Raw genomic sequence first — 23021 nt, forward strand, 5'->3', positions numbered from 1 at the left:
TTATCAGATTTTAGAGGAATTTGTTGATGTTTGTCGAATTTCTAAGTGATCTTTTATTCTATTAGAAGTTAGGTGACCGATTGGAATGAAAACCTTCACGAGATCGCGGATCTCCATGCTATATGTTATTTTAATAGTCCTTTTACTAGCATTCGTCAGTGTATCCAACTACATGGCTTCTCGAAATATGGAGAGAGAAAACAATGCGATTGTAAATCAGGCGATTCCGATTCTAACGACGGCCAATAGTTTATTGACCAGCTTAATCAATCAGGAGACGGGGCTCCGCGGTTACCAACTCGGTGGTGGAAATGAACAGTTTCTTGAACCTTATACCACGGGAAGAGAGCAGGTCGCCATGGATTTAAACACGCTTTCGACCTACGACAAGAAATATCCAACCCTACAACTTATTATTGATACCCAGGCGATACCAGCCATTACCAATTTGCAAAAGTACTATGATACGACTTTAGAATTATTCCGTGCAGGTAAAATTGAAGAAGCGAAAGCCCGTGTCACTGGCGGCAAAACGCTAATGGATCGCTATCGTGTCATTCATACGAGTATTGAAAAAAATATTGGGCAGATCACGTCTACAGCCTATGAGGCTTCTCAGCGAGCGGGTCAAACCTCCCGTTTGATCACCATTGTCGGCTTCCTAATCGCTCTTCTTGCAGGAGCTATGTCCATTATCATCTCCTTACGCTCCTACCAAGCGGAGAAAGAGCTGCGCAAGAGCGAGGAAACTTACCGCTATATGGCCGAGAGTCTGGAATCCCAGAACGAGGAAATTATTGCCCAACAAGAGGAACAGCAGATTACGCTGGCTAAGCTGTCTGAGCGCGAACGGGATTTGGAACTCATCTCCTCGTACCAAGAGAAGCTCACTGGCTATGTGAAATTAACCGATTTCTTGAAACATACGCTCCCTGCGTTATTAAATTCGCTTGCGCAGGATGCCGCCTTGGTTGTCCTTGAGGATCGCTCAGAGAATGGTGATAGTTCCTACGAGGTCATTCATTCCATCGGGTATCCCAAGGGACATATTCAAACTTCTCGCAGTGAGCTCTTCGGCCCAGCCAGACGTGTATTCGATGAGGGTGTTTCGATCACACATACTCGTGACGTGACAGGCAATGAGCAAGGTGTCCATAATGGTATGACACGAGCCATCGATCATTACATTCCGCTCACGGATGACAAGCAAGAAGTCATTGGTTTTCTATTATTGACGAGTTACCAAAGCTCGCTCTATCAAGAAGATAATCAACGTCTAACCAAAGGTTTAGTTCGTCAATTCGGACTCGCGTTCTATGCACAGGTCGTGAATGATGAGAAGCTGCAACAGGCAGAAAGCCTAGCCTTGCTGAACGATCAACTCACGGCAGAGAAATTGCTTTTAGAAGGTCAGCATGACCTTATTCAAAATATTCTAGAGTCCGCCCACGAGGGTATGATGATGTGTGATTCAGAGGGTACGATTCTCTTTTCCAATCATCGGATGAATCAGTATTTCGGGCTAAATGAACGGATCGGCCAGAACCTTGTTAGCTGCAGCTATGAGATTGGGGCCAAATCGGCTAGTTTCCATGGGGTAGCAGCTTCCATCGAAGCCTTGATTGATCGCTCGCTGTCTCATTTGACGCAGCGCTTCAGCTTCCAGCAGGACGAACAGCTCCAACACGCAGAGCTCTATGCTACCGTTGTTAGCGAAGGCACCGAGCAACAAGGCTACCTCTTCGTTTTCCGTGACCGTACGGAAGAAGAACGCGTGGATGAAATGAAGAATGAATTCATCTCCATTGTTTCCCATGAGCTGCGGACTCCGCTGGCCAGTGTGCTTGGATTTATCGAAATTTTACTGCATCGCGACCTGCCGCAAGAGAAGCAGAAACGTTACATGGAAACCATTTATAACGAAGCTCAGCGCTTGTCGAATTTAATCAATGACTTCTTAGATCTACAGCGGATGGAGTCCGGTCGTCAATCGTACAACTTTGCCCCGATTCATTTGCAGTCTCTCGTCACCGAGATTGCAGAGCAATGGCAGGATAAGCAGCTGCATCAGATCGTCATTCATCAGCAAGAGCCCGAGCTTTGGGTACGGGCAGATGTTGATCGTATTCGCCAAGTCTTTGATAACCTCATTAGCAATGCTATTAAATACTCGCCGGTAGCCGATCACATCGACATTCACTTGTTGACACATGACGGTAAAGTTACCATTGCCATTCAAGATTATGGGCTCGGTATACCATTGGAAGCAAATGAGCATATGTTCTCGAAATTTTTCCGTGTCGACAACTCCGACCGTCGTCAGATTGGCGGCACAGGCCTCGGACTCGCCATTGTGAAAGAAATCGTCGAGGGCCATGGCGGGAACATCTCCTATACGTCTGAAATGGGGCATGGCACCACGTTCCGTATTGAACTGGACCAATATGAAATTTCCGGCCTTGACGGAAAAATTGTTATTTTCGAAGACGATGATAACTTGGCCAAATTAATTCAAGTCGCTTTAAATAAGCTGAGTCTACCTTCCATCCAACTGCGTTCCGCTGAGGAAGGCATGATCGCATTGCGTCGCTGTGAGGGTGAAGGTCCTGTTCTGTTTATCGTAGACATCCATCTAGAAGGCGAGAAAACAGGCTGGGATTTCATCGCAGACTTGTACAAGCATCCCGTGCATGCACAAACGCCAGTCATTGTTTCAACAGCGCTCGATCCGCCTCATGATTATCATGAGAAAGAGATTGAGAAATATCTGAAGAAGCCATTCACGATGGAACGACTCGTGCAGGTAGCGAAACGCCTGCTCGACAATAAAAGCAGCCTAGCCTACGTTTTCCCAGCTCAAAACAAAGAAACCCTCTCCACCACCCTAGAACGCAACGGCATTAACGTGCTCAAAATGCAAGAGAATCAGGACATGATTGAGGTTGATCTCATTCGGCCTCCGTCGGACAAGTAATCGTTTATTGATCTCTCCTACCTATTTTAGGTGGGGGAGATTTTTATTATTATTGTGAAGAGGAGGGATTTCCCTACAGAATCGCCAATATAATAGAAAAATAGAGATAAGTGAAGAGAAAGGGCGTGCCCTCATGGCAAAACTCGAATCCGCTTCCAATCCAGTGCGTGGACGTAGTGTCTGGGCGTTATTTTTCTCCCTGCCTATTTTCGCATGGGCGATGTATGATTTTGCAAATACCATTTTTTCTTCTAATATCGTAACTGTGTTCTATCCTTTTTACTTAAAAGAAACCTTAGGCAGCAGCGAGGAAATGAACCAGATTGCAAGTACGTTCATCACATACTCCAATGCGTTATCCAGCTTCTTCTTAGTGCTCCTATCTCCCTTATTCGGTGTTTGGATTGATCGCACGGGCAAAAAGAAAGCCTATCTCGTCCCCTTCACACTGGTCGCGATCATCGCAACATTTCTAATGGGGGCATCGGCCGTATGGGATACCAATAAAGAGTGGCTCGGCCTCAATACATCGATTCTCGGTGTTATTTTATTTTTCATGGTCGCCAAATTTTTCTATAACTCCAGCTTAGTATTCTATGACTCCATGATTTCTGATCTGGGTAATGAACGCGAGATTCCTTTGATCTCCGGATTTGGTGTAGCCGTCGGTTATGTAGGTACGCTCGTGGGACTTATTGCTTTCCTATTCGTGCATGATAATCACTTCGAAAGTACATTCATCCCAAGTGCGGTCATGTTCCTCATTTTTTCACTGCCGATCATGTTCTTGTATAAAGAGAAGCGGCAAAAGCCAGTGGCTAGCCATAAATCATTACTTAGTGGCTATCGCGAGATCTGGACGACATTCAAAGATGCTCGGAAGTACCAAGCAGCTTTCACGTTCATGATCGCTTATTTCTTCTTCAACGATGCCATTGCCACAGCGATTGCGGTTATGGCCATATACGCGAATACCGTCATGGGCTTCTCGACGGGGCAATTCATTCTACTTTATCTTGTATCTACGGTGTCTAGCGTGATCGGGTCCTTCCTATTCGGTTATGTGACGCGCAGTATTGGACCTAAGAAAGCAGTAACCGTTGTCGCTATAATCCTCATTGTGGCCATCTCCCTCGCTTCCTTAGCAACAAGTCAAAGCATCTTTTGGGTAGCAGGCAGCTTGTACGGTGTCTCTATGGGTGCGATGTGGGTGACCTCTCGTACATTGATCGTGCAGTTAACTCCGGAAGAAAAACGCGGCCAATTCTTCGGTCTATTCGCCTTCTCTGGGAAGGTCTCTTCCATTGTTGGACCTCTCCTATATGGCTCCATCACATGGGCAATGGCCTCCACTGGCAATTTAGCGAGTCGAGTGGCACTTGGCTCCTTACTGGTCCTAGTCATCATCGGGCTCATCGTCCACATGCGAGTTCCGCAAAAATTGCAAAATCCCGCTTAATTCATGTACAATTACTTCTAACATGAGGGATCAGACACAGCAAACACTAGAGCATTTAAGGCTTTAGTGTTTTTTTTGCAAGCATCCGTTGGTTGCCGCACTACACTTCCTAGTCAGACACAATCTATCGTACAAGTGTTCTTATCAGAGAGAGGGGATATGGTAATGACTTTACGGTACAAACGAGTCCTCATTAAACTGAGTGGCGGTGCTGTAGCAGGTGATAACTCCTTCGGATTTGACCCTACACAGCTCGATCATATCGCCAATGAAATTATGACCGTCGTGAATTTAGGCGTTGAAGTGTGTCTTGTAATTGGTGGAGGTAATATTTTCCGCGGCAATATGGGCGAAAGTTGGGGCATCGAGAAAGCGGAGGCTGATAATATCGGCACGCTCGCGACGGTCATCAACAGCTTGATGCTGCGCGGGGTGTTGAAAGCGAAGACGGATGCTGAGGTGCGTGTTATGACAGCCATTCCGATCGCATCTGTGGCAGAGCCCTTCATCCGTTTACGAGCCATTCATCACTTGGAAAAAGGGTACATCGTCATTTTCGCCGGCGGAAATGGGCAGCCTTTCGTTACGACGGATTATCCGTCCGTGCAGCGTGCGATCGAAGTCAATTGCGATGCCATTCTCGTGGCCAAACAGGGCGTGGACGGTGTTTTCGACAAAGATCCGAAGCACCATCAGGAGGCGCTCCAGTACAAATCTCTCCATTACAACGATGTGATTCAGCACAATTTGAAGGTGATGGATCAATCTGCTTTTATTCTAGCGCGGGACTACCATGTACCGATTCATGTGTTCAATTTCGACAAGCCTGGCTCGATGAAGGACATCTGTGCGGGGCTGAATACGGGGACGATTATTAGCGCGTCATCTGAACTCATTTATCATTGATTCGCTTAAATTTCAGCCTCACCATCGCACTAGAGACTATCGAGCATCGACCGTTGTACCAACGCCCACTCGCCAATTGCACCAATCCGCAATCCCACGTCACGGCATTAATTGTATAAACTACAGCTAATTCTGTTACTTTTCTCATATCGGATAAAACAACTGGATTTCCTCCAGTTAATTTGACCCTTTTTCGTTGAAACGGCGGATTCGGGGGATTTTAACTGTATATTTTCCAGCTAATCGTCCCATTCGGGCTAAATCAGCGAAATAGATGGAGGTTTTCCAGTTAAGCTCGGCAGGGTAGAGCGGTGGCGACGAGTGTGAACCTGCAAATAGCAAAAAAGGATAGACAGCAGAAAGATCGCTGTTCTATCCTTTTGTTTTTAAGCGCGTAGAAGCACGTAATAGTCATTCGCATTTTTCGTTGCGAATCCACAGGATTCATAGAGGCCGAGCGCTTTCTCATTCTCTACCGACACTTCCAGTTTGATATGCTCCGTTTGATCTTTTTCTCTCAATGCTGTGATCGTTTGACTCAAAATCTGACGACCATACCCCTTACCCCTGGTTACAGGCAACACGCAGAAACCATAAATAAATCCACTAACACCCGGCTCCACCATGGCACCAAGCTTTCCAATCGGCTCTTTGTTCTCACCTAGCTCCGCAATCCACGTCCGTTCCTTGTCACCCGTAATGGTCTGCATAACATACTCACGTGTGTCAGCTTCCGACATGTCGAAGCCTGACATATTCAGCTTAACTAACAGCTCCGTATCGGAACTATCTGCTAAGCGAATGCTCAACTCTGTTGGCGTGGAGGCAGGTGGGATGACCTGCTCTTTCAGCTCCATCACATACTCCGAAAATGAATACTCCGCGCCCAGCTTGGTCAGAAAAGCCTTCCCGCTTACCGAGCCACGCTCATTGATGAAAATAAGCTTAGGAACCTCTCTTTGGCTGCACACTTCCATAGCCCTTTGAACAAGTTGATTAAAAATTCCTCGGCGCCGCGCCTCTGGATGCACCATGCCACTGATTTCCACCTCGGTAGATAAGAAGCTGTAAATAGCTAAGAAACCAACAATCCGGTCATTTTCATAATATACAAAATCGTTCGTCACGCCAGCAGGACGGCTGGATAAAGTACCCCAGTTTAATTTGATGTCAATGCCTTCGTGCTTGTTACATATCTCCCATAGCGCTCGAACTTCCTCTAGCTCTTCAGGAGATAATCCTGCTCTTGCATATATGCCTTGTTTCATATGTTGTCCTCCATTAGTCATATCATTCATATGGACTTACCTGCTGTCATTATACATGTCTGAGCGCTGCCGTGGTTAGCTAATAAATCATTCTACATATTTTTTCGTGTAGCTGTGAACGGTATGCAGTAGCTATTCGTACTATCTATGATATCAGACAGAGAGGGTGTTCAATCACTTGGATGAGAATGAATTCATTCGTCTAGCCATGTTAGGCGACACCGCAGCTCTGTCTCAGCTTCTGCAGAAGCATTATGCATTTGTGTATAAATATTTGGTCAAAATCACGCTGAATCCCTCCCAAGCTGAGGATCTTACGCAAGAAACGATGGTCCGATGTATCGAAAAAATAAAGCTCTACAACGGGACTTCAAAGTTCTCGTCCTGGTTAATCACCATCGCCACACGATTGATGATCGATCAGGGCAGACGTCGACTCTGGGAGCGCAAGTGGCAGAAGAAAGAGCAGCAGCAATCCTTACGCCAGTTGCAATGGCAGACAGCACATCACACCGATGACGCTTGGCCGGAGGTGTTAGTTGCCTTGGCTGACATGCCGCGTGAGAGTCGTATTCCGCTCATTCTCAAGCATTACTACGGATACACCTATGAAGAAATTGGCGGCATGCTCGCCATCGCGGAGGGCACCGTGAAATCTCGGGTGCACCATGCATTAAAACAACTACGGAAGGAGCTGAAGTAGATGGCTGATGATTTGCACAAGCGGCGGCAAGCAGAGATGCTTGGAGGAGAGGCGGCGAAGCAGGACGACGGAGAGCAGACGAGCGAGGAGCTGGCCGATGTAATAACCTCTCGCAAGCTGCGTGAAGGGCTGGATCTGATTGAGGCTGCAGTCCACGTGCCAACGCCGAGCGCCGCATGGTTTGATCAGCAAATTGCCTCCGCGAAGCTCCAACGGAAATCCAAACTGATGCGCGATCTAGTGATCCTATGGATCAGCGCGATGCTTTCGTTTTATGTGTTATATCTCACGGTAACAGCTCAGCCGGTTGCCTTCCTCTCCATCCAAGCCGCGGCCATATTGGTTCCGTTAGCTTGGCTAATCCTAAGAAAGCAGGTGGACTCTCATGACACCAACTGAATCTAAATTCGATCAACTGCCCCTTTGGGCATGGATCGGTATCGCATTGATTTTACTCGTACAAAGCACATGGCTGTACATTGACTCCCGCAGGCGTGGCGCTCGCCACCCTTGGTTTTGGGGCATTTGGGGCATTATTCAGGCCCCGGTTCCCACGATTGTTTATCTGTTCGCAGTGCGTAAGATTCACCGGAAATGAATGACGTACTACCGTTACGGTTGCCTTCCAGGGCAGCCTTTTTTTATTTCCAATTCAAAATCCATATTGACTTCCTTCGGTCGAGTGAGCTATGATTTGGTTGTTATTTTACTAACTTAGTAAATTAGTAATTTAGTAAATATTAATCGAAAGGACTGAAAACATTGTTAACCAATCGTTATGTACGTACCATTCTCCTGTCCCGCGTTCTCCTACAGCTCGGTATTTGGATCCGAAATTTCGCTATCCTCCTCTATATCTCGGACATTACCCATAATAATCCGCAGTATGTATCCTTGATTTCCGTTGTAGAGACAGCGCCTATTTTTATCTTCGCCTTCATTGGCGGTACATTCGCGGATCGTTGGCGCCCGAAGCTAACCATGGTTTGGTGTGATTTCATATCCGCCATTACCGTATTCATCGTGCTGCTTGCTGTACTCTCTGGTTCTTGGTACGCCTTACTGGTGGGGACGTTTATTTCCGCAAGTTTATCGCAGTTCTCTCAACCGTCTGCCATGAAGCTCTACAAAAAGAATGTACCCGCGGATGGGCTCCAAGGTGTCATGGCCATGTCGCAATCCCTCGTAGCTATTTTCATGGTCTTGGGACCCGCCATCGGTACATTTATCTATCTGAAATATGGCATTGAGGCTTCGCTCATCCTCACGGGTGTGCTGTTCTTAGGTTCATCACTTGTGCTTACTTCCCTCCCGAAAGACGACGAAGAAGAAGTCTCCTCGGGGAGCAGCAACTTCTTAAAGGAGCTCACGTCTGGCCTGCGATATGTGCAATCCAATCGTGCACTTCGAACACTAAGCCTCACCTTCGGTGTCACGGGTTTAGCCGCAGGTCTAGTTCAACCACTCGCGATATTCATTGCTATTGAGAAATTAGGATTAAGCAAAGAGTCTCTCCAATGGTTTATGATGGCCAATGGGGCCGCTATGCTCATCGGCGGGATTGTTATTATGGGGATTGCGAAGAAGGTTAAACCGCAGTTTTTGCTTGCCACTGGTTTACTCGTCAGCGCCCTCTGCACGGTTGGCGTCGGAGCCTCTACTCTCGTATCCGTGACGCTGATCCTACAGATCGTAAGTGGCTTGTTCTATCCTTGTATCCATGTTGGTATTCAAACCCTGATTATGCGGAACACCGAGGGGCCGTTCATGGGGCGAGTTGGCGGAGCGATTACGCCGATTTTCATGGGGATGATGCTAATAGGCATGGCTTTATCCGGTTATTTGAAGGATTCGACATCGTTGTTTACCGTCTATGTTTGGAGTGGATGTTTACTGTTCGCGGGGGTCGTGTTGCTTGGCCCGCTTCTTCGGAAAAAGCAAGCAAGTGCGAAGCAACAGGCAATGTAGGAAATGATGGCGGAATCCGTTTCGCCAGGTGTGACTGTGGTGAGTGGCAGTAATGCACAGCAAATGTGGGAGACTGGTTGTATGGGGAAGCTCAGAGTGGCAAGATTGCTAGTTGGTGATCGGGTGAGTAAGTTGTTTTGCTAAGTAGCTGGGTTTGCGGGGAAGCTTATTGTAGCTTGATAGTTAGTTTGGCGCTCAGGCGAGTAAGTGGTTGTCTTAGGTAGAGTAGCATTGGTGGAGGTATTGCATGGGTTATTGTTACTTACTACATCGGCGTATATCTGCTCCGAAGCGATTAGATGGATTTTCTCCAGCTAAATTCCCCGATAAGAGCTCATTCCTTGAAATAACTGGATTTCCTCCCGCTAATTCGCCCTGTTTAGAGACTTCAGTCGGAAAAGCGGCAAAATAGATGGAGGTTTTCCAGCTAAGCATTGAACTCAATGAAACACTTGAAAAATAACTGGAGTTTTTCCAGTTATCCTTTCGGTGGAGGTACGAAGTGCCAGAGATGTCGGGTTGACGCGCAGCTGCCGAGTATCCAATCCCGCAGTTGCGCAATCGCATAGGCGGTAAAGTGCCTGCGAAGAATCTGCCCATTCCTTGCACTCACCCGCCACCACTCCTCCCATCACTTTGCCCGCTTCCCTAACACATACTCCTCCGGCGTCTGTCCCAGGACCGACTTGAAATCCTTAATAAAATGCGACTGATCGTGATAGCCGAGGTCCATCGAAAGCTTAGCCCAGTTGTGCGTGTCGTTTCCATCAGTTGTTTCCGCTGCGTTTTGGATGCGGGCGATTTTGATAACCCACTTCGGGCTGACACCAACATACTGGTCGAAGAGGCGTTGCAGCGTGCGGATATTCATTTGAAAATGTTCGCATATCGCATCAACCTTGGTAATGTCGGGTTGCCCATAAATATAATCCACAATTTGGTTAACTACTAGGACCTGTTCATCCTGCGTTGGAAGCTTAGAACGAATCATGCTTTCAACCAGACGAATGTTCCGCCCATCGTCACTATGGCTAAACACCTGAGCTTCCAAAGAACGAGGGTCAGTGTCAAAAACATCCCTAATACTTAACGGATTGTCTAACATACTAGATATGTTCTCTTGGACAAAAGGGTAGAAGCCGCCCGGCTTAAACTTCACGCCGAACACACTCCCCTGACCTTCCAGGTGATGTCCGTATTTCTCTTTACCAGGTCCGAAAATGGCCGTGCGATCTGGCTCCACAACGAGATTCACGCAAGGATTGGGAATAACATGCTGTGTATAGGGTTCTTTTCCGACTAGGTCCCATCTGACAACCCAATAATGCCGAACGAAAAAGGCTACATCCTCAGCCGGCGCATACCGACATAGTTGAAATTTGTGCCCACCTTGCTGAAAATTGATGATACCCAGGCTAGGTAACGGGGGGCTTGAAGCTGAAGTCGCTTTCGTCTCTAGCCTCGTACTCGGATTTGGATTCGGATTCGTAGACATATCGAACACTCCTTGTCGCGTTTTTACAATACATGGGAACAACAGTTGCCGTATGATAGGTAGGATCACAGAAGCGAAGGAGTGCGAGCGGTTATGGAGCTAAAGTATGAATTTTATATTGGTGCAAGTACAAAGCAAGTTTGGGATATTCTCATCACACCAGAGGGTACTCGGCAAATTTTATTTGGCAGCGTGCTGCATTCAACCTTTGAAATTGGCTCGGACTATTCCTATATTGGCCCTGGTCAAGATGGCGATGAGACGGTTCATGTGTATGGCAAAATTTTGGCCTATGAGCCTGAGAAATTACTTAGCTGTACCGAGCATGCAGGTCCTTCCTATCGGGAGAACCACGCAGAGTTTGAATCACGTATGACAATTACCCTAGACACGGTTGGAAACTGTACGAAATTGACGCTTGTGAACGATCAATGGACACCAGACCACCCGAGCTTTGAGTCTACTAAGTCCAGCTGGTGGATGATTCTCAGCAATATCAAGACGCTAGCCGAGACGGGTAAAACGCTAGATTTCGGTTGGTAGACTTTTTGACCTAGAAAGAAATACAGGAGTCCATCTGGACTCCTTTTTGCATAGCTCAACACCTATTACAATGGCATCAGCGCCAGCTTCTCTTTACCTTCCAAACCATCAACCATCGCTTCCCAAGCATGTGGCTTATTCGCAAGTACCGCATAATACCGCCGCAAGAATTTCGCCACCAACGCCGCACTAATCTCCACCTGATCTTCATCCGTTGGCAGGAAACAAAGATCCAGCTCCTCGACAGCTTCCCCATTGTTCTCCCAGGATGGGTGTACGTAGGAGAAATCAATCCGCTTATAGCCAAGATGCGACAGCACCTCACGTCGAACGTAAGGGTCCATCGGCTTCACGCCGCCAAAAGCATGTCCCTCGATCCGATACGGATCGTAAATCTCAGCGAACATCCCTACCATTGGCTTACCCGATTCTGCCGCCAGTCGCTCAAGGTCCTGCCAGCGTTTTCTCGCTAGAAACCGACCAATCCCAAGCCCCGCCCCACCAATAATGGTGAAATCCGTCATCGCCACTTGCCAATCCTCGTAATAGCGGTACTCCGTCGTACCGACCACTTTGCCTTCATGCACCGCAACAAAAACGCGAATGCCCGGGTCTTCTAACGGCTCTTTCCACAAGGGATAATCCAGCACTTCCTCCGGTGGAAATACCTCTTTCATTAAATCGTGCATCGATCGGAACAACGGATCCTCAATGCTTGTTATACGTATGAATTCCATAAGCTCAACTCACTCCTATTTGTAATATGTAAAAGGATTCCGCCACTCCATCAACAGAGCATGATTCAGCGATTCCTCATCTTCCAAATACCCCGCAACCACGCCCACTGGCGTCCGGCCACATCTTAGCAAAAAAGTGATGACCGAGTCCTTCATCGTCCCCGCCATCACGGCTGACACATAGCTATCTGCACTCATCGCGTCAGCTACCTTGTGGTAGCCTGGCATTCGCCCGCCTCCAAGCAACCGTACCAACCCTAACTGAACGACGACTTCATACATGGACTGCATAAGCCACTTGCCTAGCCCAAGCTTACGATACGCTGGCATGATGCAGACATCCACTATGTAGAGTGTGTCCCCGTCTGGACGATGCGTGCGGATGGATCCACTATCCGTTACTGTTAACCAACTATGATCAGCGCTAGCCGCCATTTCCTCACTGTCTACACGCAGTCCCGTAATTGAACCTACAACCTGCCCCGCCACTTCCACACACAAAGCGCCCTCGGGAAACCGAGTCACATGCTCCGTCAATTGCTCCTTCGTCCACCAGAGTTCAGATGGAAAGGGAGGTGGAAAACTTGCCTGCTGAACAGCAATCAACGCCTCGAAATCTGCCACGCCATAAGTACGAATGATCGCCTCCACGGGGGTATCACCATCGAATACATAGAGATGTTTTCTCATGGCATCATGACCAATCGGTGTACAAGTCGGTTCGGCGGTCTCGCCAGGTAGTGACGGATCCCCGCTCCCGAACGACTGCCAACAGCGAGAGGTCAAGATCGGCGGTCACAACCATATCGCCATTAATCTCGCCTTCGACGAGAATGCCTTTGGGCGGGAACGGCACATCATTTGGCGTGATGACAGCGGCTTGCCCGAAGTTCGCTCTCATGAAATCAACCGTTGGTAAAGCGCCAACAGTCCCCGTCGTTACCACATAGATTTGATTCTCAATCGTCCGGGCATGACACGTATATCGAACCCGATGGAACCCATGTCTATCATCTGTACATGAAGGAGCGAATAGCACATCTGCCCCACGAGCCCGGGCCATCCGCACGATTTCGGGAAACTCCACATCGTAACAGACGAGAATGGCAATTCGCCCTTTGTCCGTATCAAAAACCTGCAGCGAATCCCCAGCGCCCATCCCCCATTCCTTCACTTCCGTTGGGGTAATATGAAGCTTTTTCTGCTCGCCAATACGACCATCTGGATAGAACAGGAACGCTGTGTTGAACAGCTTGTCTCCCTCAGCCGTAATGTGCGTGCCGCCAATCAAATGCATGCCCGTTTGCTGAGCAAGTCCTTGAAATAAGTCGCGATATTTCTCCGTAAAAGAAGGGAGGGCCTCTATCGGCAATGCCTTGCCGTTCTCATCGCCAATGGACATCAGCTGTGTGGTGAACAACTCCGGAAACAGGACGAAATCCGCCTCAAACTCCTGCGCCACCTTCACATAATGCTCCACCTGTGCAGCAAACTCTTCAAAGCTGCTTATTGTATGTAAATGATATTGAACAGCGGATACCCGCATCTTCATGATTCCAACACTCCCCCATCTCATTATTCTAACGATCCCGTTACAACCGAACCAACACCCTGCCTCTGACCTTACCTTCTAACACTAACTGCGCAGCCTCAGCAACCTCATCCAGCCGGGCTTCCTTATACACCGTCTGCTCAAGCAGCCGTGGTTTCAACTCCGTTGCCATCCGCTCCCAGAGCGTCTTTCTCACTACTGACGGACAATAGACAGAATCAATCCCGAGTACATTCACGCCTCGCAGGATAAAAGGATACACCGTCGCCGCAAAATCCGCGCCGCCCGTCAATCCACTCAGCGCCACGGAGGCGCCGTATTTCATCCGACTGAGTACATGCGCGAGCGCCGAGCCTCCCACAGGATCAACAGCCCCAGCCCAGTACTCCTTGCTGATCGGCCTACTTTCGGCAGGCGAAAGCTCCTCCCGAGATAGCACCCGCGTCGCACCAAGCTCAAGCAAATACGCATGGTCAGCGGACTTCCCTGTGCTGGCCTCTACTTCATAACCGAGGGCGGCGAGCATCGAGACGCTGCTGCTGCCCACACCACCCGTTGCCCCGCGCACGAGCACGGGTCCCTGCTCCTTGCGCAGCCCATTCTGTTCCATGCGGTGAATGGACAGGGCTGCTGTAAATCCCGCCGTGCCAAGGATCATCGCTTCGCGATGGGTCAGTCCTTGCGGGAGAGGTACGACCCAATCGGCTGGCACGCGCGCATACGCGCTGAATCCGCCGAAATGCCCTGTGCCCAGCTCGTAGCTGGTCACAAGCACTTCATCGCCCTCGCGATAGCGGGGATCTGACGAGGCCACGACCGTACCCGCCAAATCGATGCCAGGTACCATGGGGTACTGGCGCACGACTCGCCCCGATGGGCTGCAAGCCATCGCATCTTTATAATTAATACCGGAGTACGCGACGCGGATCGTCACTTCCCCAGCCGGTAAATCCTCCGTGCGTAGTTCTTTTATTTTGCAAGAAAACTGATCCTGTATTCGCTCCACGACTATTGCGTTAAAGCTATCCATATTCGCGCCTCCAAGCTATTGCTCATCATTTCAGTTGATTCTAATAGTTTACTAAATTTTGTATCTCCTTTCCATTCTTGTATCCCTATACCTCCAATCACATTTCCCAACCATTCCCTATGACCACACGCTAGGATGTGATACCATTAAATCGACAAGTTCACTTATCATTCTACAAATACTGGAGTGCGACCCATGGATCCTAAACTAACCATGTTCATTTCACTTATCGCGACCTCGGGAGTTTTCACCGTCTTTCTGTGCTTGTATGCCTATATCAAACGCAAAGAAATCCCCGGTGCATATACATTCGTCATCTATACGGCTACAGAAGCTATTTACATTTTTGCCCATGCTTTTGAAATGGCCAGCAGTACGTTAGCCGAAGTAAAACGATGGACGATTCTCGAATATATCGGCATCGGGGCGGCGCCTGCCATTGGTCTACTGATTGTCATGCAGTACGTTGGCTTGAACTTGACTCGTAGTAAGATCGCAGCACTCTTCGTCATTCCAGCCATTACCTTCTTTATGGTGAGTACGAATGAATATCACCACTTATTTTATAAAGACATGTATTTTCGCGAAAATGTCCCCTTCCCTACTACGGATATCGTCATCGGACAATATTACATCGTTCCCGGCGCTTATATATTCGGATGTATGCTGGCAGCAGTCGTCTTGCTTCTGCGCAGATGGCGTCAAACCAAAAAAGCCTACCGTTTACAGCTCGTAACCCTAATCATGGGACAATTCATGCCAATGACCGGTGCATTCATCTATCTGATGGGCATAACACCGTATGGCATTGACCCCGTGCCCATGATTCTTTGTATCACTTCTGCCATGTACATCTGGGCGATTGTGTCTACACGGATGTTGACGATTATTCCGATTGCGAAGGATCGTATTTTTGAAAGTATGCGTGAAGGTGCTATTGTACTGGACTTCGCCGACCGACTGGTGGACTTCAACGGTGTAATCAACTCGATGTTTCCAGAATTAACAACTGACACACTTGGACTAACGCTCGATGAAGCTTGGATTCGGTTGTCGGGAAAGCCGTTTCCCGTGCTGCGATCACAAGACGGTGCACAGGAAGAATTTAGTTGGCGTGCCGCTGATGGCAAGGAATTCTATTATCAGACCCGCTCCTCCGTTGTACGAGGACGCAATGGGGAGCCAATCGGGAGTCTACTGATGCTGATCGACGTCACAGAGCAGAAACTGCTCCAAGATCAATTAGAACGGCTAGCCTATTATGATGGTTTGACGAAGCTGCTGAATCGAACGGAGTTTCTGCGTCGGGGCAAGATGATTCTGGAAGAAGATCTGATTGGCGAGAAATCGACGTGCATCCTGCTCTTCGATATTGATCATTTCAAGAGTATCAATGATACCTACGGTCACGATGTTGGCGATCTCGCTATTCAGCATGTAGTGAGGGTGGCGAGGCAAATTGAGGTAGATGTACCTAGTGGGCTGATTGCCAGGTATGGGGGCGAGGAGTTTGTCATCGCATTGCCTGCCTGCTCGCTGGATGAGGCGGCCTTGCTCGCCGAAAAGATTCGTGCACGGCTCGCAGCTGAGCCGATGAGCGGCAGCTACGGCTCGATAGCCGTAACTGCGAGCTTCGGATTAACGCAGGCAAGCCATCGAGGAGAGTCTTTGGAGATGCTTTTGAAGCATGCTGATATGGCCTTGTATCAGGCCAAACGGGCGGGACGAAATCAGGTCCAAGTCTATGAAGGACCTGTGGAAGCAACGTTCGGCACCTCGCGGTGAGCATTAACTGTAGAAACTACAGCTAAAATTAGCTTAACTCGGCGATTCCTGAGTTTAGATGGAAAAACTACAGCTAATTCTGTCATATGAGAGCATTTCGGCGAAAATGGCCTGAATTAGCTGTAGGAAATCCAGTAATTCAGCGCGCGCGGGGAAAAAGTGCTCGAATAGATGGAGGAAATCTAGTTAAATGGCTGGTGGCAGGGTTGACGGAGCACTGGTTGCTGTTGGCAGCTGGTGGCGTGCTGTACCAAATAGCAAAAAGGGGGTTCCCCTCTACGGGAACTCCCTTTTTATTTGTAGCCGGACCTCCACATCCGTCCGTCAAAGCGAACTTGCTTCGCTGAATTGGCTCGCATACAAGTCATAGTAATGCCCGCGAAGAGCCAGCAGCTCTTCGTGCGTGCCGCGCTCCACGATCTCGCCGCCGTGGATGACCAGAATGGCACTCGCTTCGCGGATCGTGCTGAGCCGGTGGGCGATCACGAAGCTCGTTCGCCCTTTCATCAGCACACCCATCGCCTGCTGGATGTGCTGCTCTGTTCGCGTGTCGACGGAGCTCGTCGCCTCGTCGAGCACAAGAATCGCGGGGTCGGCGAGAATCGCCCGCGCGATCGTGAGCAGCTGCCGCTGGCCCTGACTCAAGTTGCCGCCTCCGGCGGTCAACTTGGCGTCATAGTCGTTCGGCAGCTTGCGAATGAACCCGTCCGCGTTGGCAAGCTGCGCGGCGGCCTCCACTTCTTCGTCCGTCGCGTCCAAGCGGCCGAAACGGATATTTTCTCGGATCGTCCCCGAGAACAGGTAAACATCCTGCAGCACGAGACCAAGCTGGCTGCGCAGGCTGTCTTTTTCCATCTCACGAATGTCGAGCCCATCTATCGTGATAGAGCCCTCATTTACATCATAGAAGCGAGTTAGCAGATTGATGATTGTGGTCTTGCCTGCACCCGTGGGACCTACTAAGGCAATCAAATCACCAGGCTCCGCAGTAAACGAAACCTCATGCAACGTGGGTACTTCGTCCGTGTAGCTGAAGGAAACATTTTGAAATACGACTTCCCCTTTGACATCCGTTAGCTGGATACCCTCTTTATTCGATTCGTATTCCGTCTCCTTATCCATCACTTCAAAAACTCGCTCCGCACCCGCAATCCCAGACTGAATCATATTATACTGGTTAGCAAGATCGTTGATCGGACGGCTGAATTGCTTCGAATAGTTCAAAAAGCTGATAATCACGCCAACCATCGTCCATCCTCTCAGCACCATCCAACCGCCGATAGCAGCCAATAAAATGAAGCTAAAATGATTGATCATATTCATGCTCGGCCCCATCATACCCGAAAGCTGCTGCGCGCCAGTACCAGCAACTCGAAGCTGTTTGTTAATTGCAGCGAGTTGATCGACTGCTGCGGCTTCTCGCTGGAATGTTTTCACAACTTTTTGCCCAGAGATCGTCTCCTCTATTAAGCCATTCAGCTCACCGAGTCGCTGCTGCTGCTCTTTGAACAAGCGTTGTGTATGTTTCGTGATTTGCTTGGTTGTGAAAAGTACGATAGGAACCGTGATTAAGGCAATAAGCGTAAGCCAAATATTCAACGTAATCATCATGATCAAAGACCCGACAATCATAATGATGCTGGTCATAATCTGCGTTAAATTTTGACTGAGCGTAGTCGCAACGTTATCGACATCATTGGTCGTGCGGCTCATGAGTTCCCCATGTGAGGTCTTGTCAAAATAGCTAATAGGCAGCTTGTGCAGGTGGCGAAAAAGATCTTGTCTCATTTGCCACACCGTCCGCTGGGATACCCCAGCAATCAGATAGGATTGGATCCAAGATGCAGCTCCGCTGACTACGTAACAGCCCAGTAGCAGGAGACAGAGTGACAGCAATCCACTCCGATCTCTCGGGATGATGTAATCATCAATAGCTCTCCCAATTAAATAAGGTCCGAGCAAGGCGAGACCGCTACCAATGACCGTCAAGATGGCAACGGTGAGCAGCCCGGTACGTTGAAGCCTCAGATACCCCCACATGCGAAGGAGGGTTGCGCCGATGTTTTTCGCGCGTGGTTTGCGCGGTTGCTTGTTAGCCATGCAGAGCAGCCTCCTTCCCTTGCTGGGAGTTGTAAATATCTTGGTACAGCGCGCTTGTCGCCAGCAGTTCCTCATGCGTTCCTCGCGCAGCGATGCGTCCCTCATCGAGGACAAGAATCTGATCGGCATGCAGGACGGAGGAAACGCGCTGAGCGATAATAATGCGTGTGCTGCCTGCCATCAACGCTTGCAGAGAACGCTGGATGCGTTTCTCCGTACCTAGATCAATAGCACTCGTGCTGTCATCCAGCACAAGTAAGGGAGATCGCAGAAGCAAAGCCCGAGCTATCGCTATTCGCTGCTTTTGACCGCCGGATAGGTTCACGCCTCGTTGCCCCAACTTGGCTTCATAGCCCTCCGGTAGTTTGGAGATGAAGCTATCGGCCTCTGCGGCTTGAGCGACTGCCACCATCTCATCTTCCGATGCCCCTTGCTTGCCGAAAAGTATGTTGTCGCGAATCGTCCCGCTAAACAAAATAGACTGCTGCAGCACGATACCCACCTGACTCCGCAGCTGTTCTACAGGAAGTTCTCTCACATCTACGCCATTTAGGCGAATATGTCCACTGGACGTATCATAGAGTCGCGGGATCAAGCTAACCAGTGTGGATTTACCTGAACCTGTTGCCCCAAGTATGCCAATGGTTTGACCTGGCAGTGCTTTAAACGAAATATCCTTGAGAACTGGTTGATCGGGAGCTGTTTCATACACGAATGAAACCCGCTCAAATTCCAATTCGCAACCTAGTACAGGGGATGGTGTCGATGAAGATTGGTCTGGTTCAAGTAGCTCTGGTTTATTCTGATCCTTGGCAGGCTCATTCGGATCCACCTTCGTATCGAGCACTTCTCGAATCCGTTCAGCGGAAACCTGCGCACGGGAAATGTTCATCAACGTATTCGTTATGGATACAAGCGAAAACAGCACTTGGCTGATATAGATAATGAATGCGGCCAAATCACCGATAGCCATCGAACCGCTCCATGTTTGGGCTCCGCCGAACCAGAGTACGGCAACGATACTTATGTTCAAAATCAACGTCATCAACGGCCCGCTTGTAGCCAAGGCGCGAGCAGAGCTAAGACTGGCGTTCAGTAGGTCCGTGTTCGCCTTACCAAAGCGCGTCCGCTCGAAGGCGGCGCGAACAAAAGCTTTGATCACACGAATGCCCGTCGTGCTCTCTTGCATAACGGTGATTACGCGATCGATCTTCGTCTGCATCTGGCGAAAAAGTGGTGTAGAGCGTTTCATCAATAGATACAGAATGACGAATTGAAGCGGTACAACGGCTAGCAGGATCAAGGAAAGACGTGGTGAAATGACCACAGCCATGATCAAACTGCCGATAAGCAGTGACGCTTCACGCGTAAATTGGCGCAGTAAAATTTGCAGGATGTTCAGCATTTGCATCACATCACTGGTCAAACGAGTGATCAGCGATCCGGTCGAGAATGTATCCAATTGTCGGAACGACAAGGACTGGACCTTCTCGAATACGCTTAATCGCAGGTCAGCACCGAAGCTTTGGGCCGCTTTCACTGTGAAAAATGTACAGCCCACCCCACCTATGAGACCAATGAGGGCGAAGCCTAACATATGTATGCCTGTCGACCAGATCAATGCGAGATTTCCCTCAGCAACCCCGTGATTTACAATGGTCGCCATGAGACGAGGCTGGGATAAATCCATGCATACCTCCATCACCATCAGCAAAGGTGCGAGTAGCGTTATGAACCAATACGGTTTAACAAACGATCGTAGTTTCCACATGGCATGACGTCCTTCCTTTTGTTTGTCAGCTAACCAAATTACTCCTCTTTGGGACGGAGATTATCTTTCATTTGAAGTAGCAGACGGCGAAATAGCAGTTTTTCCTCGGGCAAAAAATGCGCAAAAGTCATCTCATCCGTAGTCTTGATCGCTTCTTTGACATGTACAGTGACTTCCTTGCCTTTCTCAGTCAGATATACACGTGTAACCCGTTGATCGTTCTCGTCAGGGCGTCGTTCGACTAGACCTGTTTTCTCCATGCGGTCAACCATGACGGACAGAGTCGCCCGTTTATTATGAATACGAGCAGCAAGCTCGCTATGGCTAAGTCCGTCCTCTACGGACAACGCCAGCAATAGAGGCGGCTGCCCTGGATAAACATCATAGGGATGAATGATTTGATCAATCGTATGTCGGTGCATTTTCAGTAAGTGTGACATCAAATGGGTCAGAGATTCTGGATTATGATGGTGACGCGACAATGAAACACCCTCCTTTTTAGTTAGTCGGCTAATTAATATTTTAGGTAGCGATGATTGTCCTGTCAATACGTTTTTTCCATATGTACGTGTGGGGGGATAGTGATAGGAAGGACGGGATGGCTAGGGAGCAGGTATGGGGGATGCTTGGAAGTGATGTTGGTAGTGGTGCGGGTGGGGAGTAATTAGTTTGTTTTCTGGTGCAGGGACTGGTTAGGTATGATGCGTCTGTTGGTGAGGCTGGGTTGGGAAGTAACTGGCTTGGTTCTGGTGTGGGGGCCTGGTGGGCTTGGTGGGCTTGGTGGATATGGTGCGTCTGTTGGTGGGTTACGGAGTTTAAGTAGCCCAGCAACCAAATAGATGGAAAACCTCCATCTAATTTTTCCCTTTTCCTCTCACATTTCAGATTAGATGGATTTCCTACATGTAATTTCACCCGTTTAGCGCCAGACGGGAGAATTCATGGAAATTAGCTGTACTTTTTCCATCTAATCTACAATTTCGTGTGTTTTCCACGAAATTAGCTGTAGTTTATCCAGTTATTCCAGCACAACTGGCAAGATCCCTAGACCCGCGCGACCACTTCGCGGCGCGCGCAACAAAAAATCCCTGGTCCACCGACCAGGGATTCCGCTCTAACCTAGAGCTGCGCGAAGCCCACCGCAGCCAAAAACCGTCCGAACGCCGCTTGCCCGGCTTCGTCTCTCTTGAAGACGCCTGCGTCGAGCAGGACGTCCATGAACTTGCTGCCGACCTCGGTCTGCAGCACCGTATTCGCCGCGTCGGCCGTCAGCGACGCGCCATGCTTCGCGAGCAGCGCCGCGATCCAATCCGCATGCTTATGCAGCGGATGGCTCGGATCGCTCAGCTCGCGGCTGAGCTCGGCTTCACCGGTGAGCAGCTTGGCGATAGCCGCCAGCTCCTCTTGCAGGCGGCCTGGCAACACCGCCAGCCCCATAACCTCAATCAAGCCGATGTTCTCCTTCTTGATGTGGTGCAAGTGCTGATGCGGATGGAAAATCCCATCCGGATGCTCTGTGCTGGTGCGGTTGTTCCGCAGCACCAGGTCAAGCTCATACTCGCCGCGCGCATTGTTGCGGGCGATCGGGGTGATCGTGTTATGCGGGATCCGCTGTCCGTCCTTCTCGCTGAACGCGAGGACCTCCGCTTCCGCATCACTGTAAGCACGCCAGTCGTCGAGCAGCTTGCTAGCCAGCTTGTACAGCTGTTGCTTGTTATGCCCGCTCAGGCGCAGCACCGACATCGGCCACTTCACAATAGCGGCCTTCACGCCAGCGAAATCCGCATGTGAGAATGCTTTCTCACTTGGCGCTTTTTCCATCGGGAACTTGTGACGTCCACCTTGGAAATGATCGTGGTTCAGGATCGAACCTCCAACGATCGGCAGATCGGCATTCGACCCGATGAAGTAATGTGGAAACTGTTCGATGAAGTCCAGCAAACGGTAGAACGTATTTGCCGTTGTTTTCATCGGAATATGCTTCTCATGGAAAATGATACTGTGCTCGTTATAATACACGTAAGGTGAGTACTGTAGGTACCACTTCTCACTATCCAACTCAAGCGGGATAACGCGCAGATTCTGTCTTGCCGGGTGATTCACACGGCCTGCATAGCCCAGATTGTCTACACAGAGTAGACATAGGGGGTAGCTGCTTTGTGGCAGCGTTTTGAGCAGCGCAATTTCCTTCGGATCCTTCTCCGGCTTAGAGAGGTTGATTGTAATTTCCAAATCCCCGTAAGCTGTTTCCGCCAGCCAGTAAGCATTCTTCGCAATACGATCCATACGAATATAGTTAGAATCAATGGATTGCTTGTAGAAATAAGCCGTCGCCGCTTCCACACTCTGCGTTTTCGCGATCTTCCAGAATTCACTTACCACCTCGGAAGGACGAGGCATCATGAGTCCCATGATGCGAGCGTCCAACAAATCGCGGTACGTCATCGTGTTCTCTTCCAGTAGTCCCGCTTCCCAAGCTGCATCCAGCAGCTCTTCCAGCAGACCAACCGGACTGTTCAATTTCTCTGCAGGTACTTCCCCTTGGAAAGGCTCCGCCAGTCCGAACAAATCCAACAAAGCATTGCGTGAAGTATAGACGTCCAACTGTTCAATCAACCCATTCTGGGTAGCGAATTGCAGAAGTCTTTCTATCGTTAACGCTGCAGATTGCGGCGTTTGTAATGTGCGTTCCATATTGCCACTTCCCTTTCTTATGAGAACCTCAACCTC

The 23021-nt window shown here is 49.2% G+C and carries 20 protein-coding genes; 9 read left to right on the top strand and 11 right to left on the bottom strand.

Annotated features, from left to right (window positions below; translation table 11 throughout):
- Window positions 1–85 precede the first annotated feature (85 nt).
- From ASL11_RS27925 to pyrH, 3 genes are all read left to right on the top strand, one after another.
- Window positions 86–2974, top strand: coding sequence for an ATP-binding protein (locus ASL11_RS27925; protein WP_056622106.1), 2889 nt, complete (start codon window positions 86–88; stop codon window positions 2972–2974).
- 133 nt (window positions 2975–3107) lie between these two features.
- A complete protein-coding gene (locus ASL11_RS27930) occupies window positions 3108–4433 on the top strand; it encodes an MFS transporter (RefSeq protein WP_056622108.1) in 1326 nt (441 codons plus the stop codon).
- Window positions 4434–4598: 165 nt separating this feature from the next.
- Window positions 4599–5339 carry a UMP kinase gene (pyrH, locus tag ASL11_RS27935; protein WP_056622110.1) on the top strand — a complete coding sequence of 247 codons (741 nt, stop codon included), beginning with the start codon at window positions 4599–4601 and terminating at the stop codon, window positions 5337–5339.
- Window positions 5340–5725: 386 nt separating this feature from the next.
- Here the strand turns inward: pyrH and ASL11_RS27940 are convergent, their stop codons facing one another.
- The gene (locus tag ASL11_RS27940) at window positions 5726–6607 is read right to left on the bottom strand and encodes a GNAT family N-acetyltransferase (RefSeq protein WP_056622112.1); all 882 of its coding nucleotides are present in this window, start codon (window positions 6605–6607) and stop codon (window positions 5726–5728) included.
- 178 nt (window positions 6608–6785) lie between these two features.
- Here ASL11_RS27940 and sigY point away from each other — a divergent pair, with 178 nt between their 5' ends.
- The 3 genes from sigY to ASL11_RS27960 all read left to right on the top strand — a co-directional run bounded on the left by sigY (window position 6786) and on the right by ASL11_RS27960 (window position 9278).
- On the top strand, window positions 6786–7310 hold the full coding sequence (gene sigY / locus ASL11_RS27945) for an RNA polymerase sigma factor SigY (protein ID WP_056622114.1): 525 nt from the start codon (window positions 6786–6788) through the stop codon (window positions 7308–7310).
- Between the two features lie 12 nt (window positions 7311–7322).
- Complete coding sequence (locus tag ASL11_RS27950; RefSeq protein WP_157257081.1) at window positions 7323–7709, top strand: YxlC family protein; 387 nt, start codon at window positions 7323–7325, stop codon at window positions 7707–7709.
- Between the two features lie 363 nt (window positions 7710–8072).
- Window positions 8073–9278: an MFS transporter gene (locus tag ASL11_RS27960; RefSeq protein WP_056622120.1), complete on the top strand. Its 1206-nt coding sequence runs from the start codon at window positions 8073–8075 to the stop codon at window positions 9276–9278.
- A 478-nt stretch (window positions 9279–9756) separates the two neighbouring features.
- Here ASL11_RS27960 and ASL11_RS37915 read toward each other — a convergent pair whose 3' ends face one another.
- Both ASL11_RS37915 and ASL11_RS27965 read right to left on the bottom strand, forming a co-directional pair.
- Entirely contained in the window at window positions 9757–9891 is a 135-nt protein-coding gene (locus ASL11_RS37915) for a hypothetical protein (protein ID WP_268796249.1), read from the bottom strand.
- A gap of 18 nt (window positions 9892–9909) precedes the next feature.
- On the bottom strand, window positions 9910–10773 hold the full coding sequence (locus ASL11_RS27965) for a helix-turn-helix domain-containing protein (RefSeq protein WP_056622122.1): 864 nt from the start codon (window positions 10771–10773) through the stop codon (window positions 9910–9912).
- A gap of 93 nt (window positions 10774–10866) precedes the next feature.
- Between ASL11_RS27965 and ASL11_RS27970 the strand changes: the two genes are divergently transcribed.
- Window positions 10867–11316: an SRPBCC domain-containing protein gene (locus ASL11_RS27970; protein ID WP_056622124.1), complete on the top strand. Its 450-nt coding sequence runs from the start codon at window positions 10867–10869 to the stop codon at window positions 11314–11316.
- 65 nt (window positions 11317–11381) lie between these two features.
- Here the strand turns inward: ASL11_RS27970 and ASL11_RS27975 are convergent, their stop codons facing one another.
- Genes ASL11_RS27975 through ASL11_RS27990 form a run of 4 tightly spaced genes read right to left on the bottom strand, consistent with a single transcriptional unit; the run spans window position 11382 to window position 14635 of the window.
- Complete coding sequence (locus ASL11_RS27975; protein ID WP_056622125.1) at window positions 11382–12053, bottom strand: hypothetical protein; 672 nt, start codon at window positions 12051–12053, stop codon at window positions 11382–11384.
- Between the two features lie 15 nt (window positions 12054–12068).
- A complete protein-coding gene (locus ASL11_RS27980; protein ID WP_056622126.1) occupies window positions 12069–12743 on the bottom strand; it encodes a GNAT family N-acetyltransferase in 675 nt (224 codons plus the stop codon).
- Window positions 12744–12747: 4 nt separating this feature from the next.
- Window positions 12748–13605, bottom strand: coding sequence for a carbon-nitrogen hydrolase family protein (locus ASL11_RS27985; RefSeq protein ID WP_056622129.1), 858 nt, complete (start codon window positions 13603–13605; stop codon window positions 12748–12750).
- A gap of 40 nt (window positions 13606–13645) precedes the next feature.
- Window positions 13646–14635 (bottom strand): acrylyl-CoA reductase family protein, encoded by a 990-nt coding sequence (locus ASL11_RS27990; RefSeq protein WP_056622132.1) that lies wholly within the window; start codon window positions 14633–14635, stop codon window positions 13646–13648.
- Window positions 14636–14830: 195 nt separating this feature from the next.
- On the opposite strand from ASL11_RS27990, the gene ASL11_RS27995 reads away from it, so the two are divergent.
- The gene (locus ASL11_RS27995; protein ID WP_056622134.1) at window positions 14831–16420 is read left to right on the top strand and encodes a histidine kinase N-terminal 7TM domain-containing diguanylate cyclase; all 1590 of its coding nucleotides are present in this window, start codon (window positions 14831–14833) and stop codon (window positions 16418–16420) included.
- 324 nt (window positions 16421–16744) lie between these two features.
- Here the strand turns inward: ASL11_RS27995 and ASL11_RS28000 are convergent, their stop codons facing one another.
- Genes ASL11_RS28000 through ASL11_RS28010 form a run of 3 tightly spaced genes read right to left on the bottom strand, consistent with a single transcriptional unit; the run spans window position 16745 to window position 20773 of the window.
- A complete protein-coding gene (locus ASL11_RS28000) occupies window positions 16745–18520 on the bottom strand; it encodes an ABC transporter ATP-binding protein (protein WP_056622137.1) in 1776 nt (591 codons plus the stop codon).
- Window positions 18513–20291, bottom strand: coding sequence for an ABC transporter ATP-binding protein (locus ASL11_RS28005; protein ID WP_056622140.1), 1779 nt, complete (start codon window positions 20289–20291; stop codon window positions 18513–18515). Before ASL11_RS28005 ends, ASL11_RS28000 begins: the two co-directional genes overlap by 8 nt.
- 38 nt (window positions 20292–20329) lie before the next feature.
- The gene (locus tag ASL11_RS28010; protein ID WP_327205119.1) at window positions 20330–20773 is read right to left on the bottom strand and encodes a MarR family winged helix-turn-helix transcriptional regulator; all 444 of its coding nucleotides are present in this window, start codon (window positions 20771–20773) and stop codon (window positions 20330–20332) included.
- 216 nt (window positions 20774–20989) lie between these two features.
- Between ASL11_RS28010 and ASL11_RS36790 the strand changes: the two genes are divergently transcribed.
- On the top strand, window positions 20990–21130 hold the full coding sequence (locus ASL11_RS36790; protein WP_157257082.1) for a hypothetical protein: 141 nt from the start codon (window positions 20990–20992) through the stop codon (window positions 21128–21130).
- 280 nt (window positions 21131–21410) lie between these two features.
- On the opposite strand, the gene ASL11_RS28015 is transcribed toward ASL11_RS36790, so the two are convergent.
- A complete protein-coding gene (locus ASL11_RS28015) occupies window positions 21411–22985 on the bottom strand; it encodes a UDP-glucose--hexose-1-phosphate uridylyltransferase (RefSeq protein WP_056622142.1) in 1575 nt (524 codons plus the stop codon).
- Window positions 22986–23021 lie beyond the last annotated feature (36 nt).

The sequence above is a fragment of the Paenibacillus sp. Soil750 genome (assembly GCF_001428045.1).
GTDB classification, from domain to species: Bacteria; Bacillota; Bacilli; order Paenibacillales; family NBRC-103111; genus Paenibacillus_E; species Paenibacillus_E allorhizoplanae.

What these genes read in the sequence shown, in the direction of transcription:
- ASL11_RS28015 (WP_056622142.1), bottom strand. Translation starts at nt 22,985, where the DNA reads ATGGAACGCACATTACAAACGCCGCAATCTGCAGCGTTAACGATAGAA.
- ASL11_RS27940 (WP_056622112.1), bottom strand. Translation starts at nt 6,607, where the DNA reads ATGAAACAAGGCATATATGCAAGAGCAGGATTATCTCCTGAAGAGCTA.
- ASL11_RS27965 (WP_056622122.1), bottom strand. Translation starts at nt 10,773, where the DNA reads ATGTCTACGAATCCGAATCCAAATCCGAGTACGAGGCTAGAGACGAAA.
- pyrH (WP_056622110.1), top strand. Translation starts at nt 4,599, where the DNA reads ATGACTTTACGGTACAAACGAGTCCTCATTAAACTGAGTGGCGGTGCT.
- ASL11_RS27925 (WP_056622106.1), top strand. Translation starts at nt 86, where the DNA reads ATGAAAACCTTCACGAGATCGCGGATCTCCATGCTATATGTTATTTTA.
- ASL11_RS28005 (WP_056622140.1), bottom strand. Translation starts at nt 20,291, where the DNA reads ATGTGGAAACTACGATCGTTTGTTAAACCGTATTGGTTCATAACGCTA.
- ASL11_RS36790 (WP_157257082.1), top strand. Translation starts at nt 20,990, where the DNA reads ATGATGCGTCTGTTGGTGAGGCTGGGTTGGGAAGTAACTGGCTTGGTT.
- ASL11_RS27930 (WP_056622108.1), top strand. Translation starts at nt 3,108, where the DNA reads ATGGCAAAACTCGAATCCGCTTCCAATCCAGTGCGTGGACGTAGTGTC.
- ASL11_RS27985 (WP_056622129.1), bottom strand. Translation starts at nt 13,605, where the DNA reads ATGAAGATGCGGGTATCCGCTGTTCAATATCATTTACATACAATAAGC.
- ASL11_RS27970 (WP_056622124.1), top strand. Translation starts at nt 10,867, where the DNA reads ATGGAGCTAAAGTATGAATTTTATATTGGTGCAAGTACAAAGCAAGTT.
- ASL11_RS27990 (WP_056622132.1), bottom strand. Translation starts at nt 14,635, where the DNA reads ATGGATAGCTTTAACGCAATAGTCGTGGAGCGAATACAGGATCAGTTT.
- ASL11_RS27980 (WP_056622126.1), bottom strand. Translation starts at nt 12,743, where the DNA reads ATGAGAAAACATCTCTATGTATTCGATGGTGATACCCCCGTGGAGGCG.
- ASL11_RS27995 (WP_056622134.1), top strand. Translation starts at nt 14,831, where the DNA reads ATGGATCCTAAACTAACCATGTTCATTTCACTTATCGCGACCTCGGGA.
- ASL11_RS27975 (WP_056622125.1), bottom strand. Translation starts at nt 12,053, where the DNA reads ATGGAATTCATACGTATAACAAGCATTGAGGATCCGTTGTTCCGATCG.
- ASL11_RS28000 (WP_056622137.1), bottom strand. Translation starts at nt 18,520, where the DNA reads ATGGCTAACAAGCAACCGCGCAAACCACGCGCGAAAAACATCGGCGCA.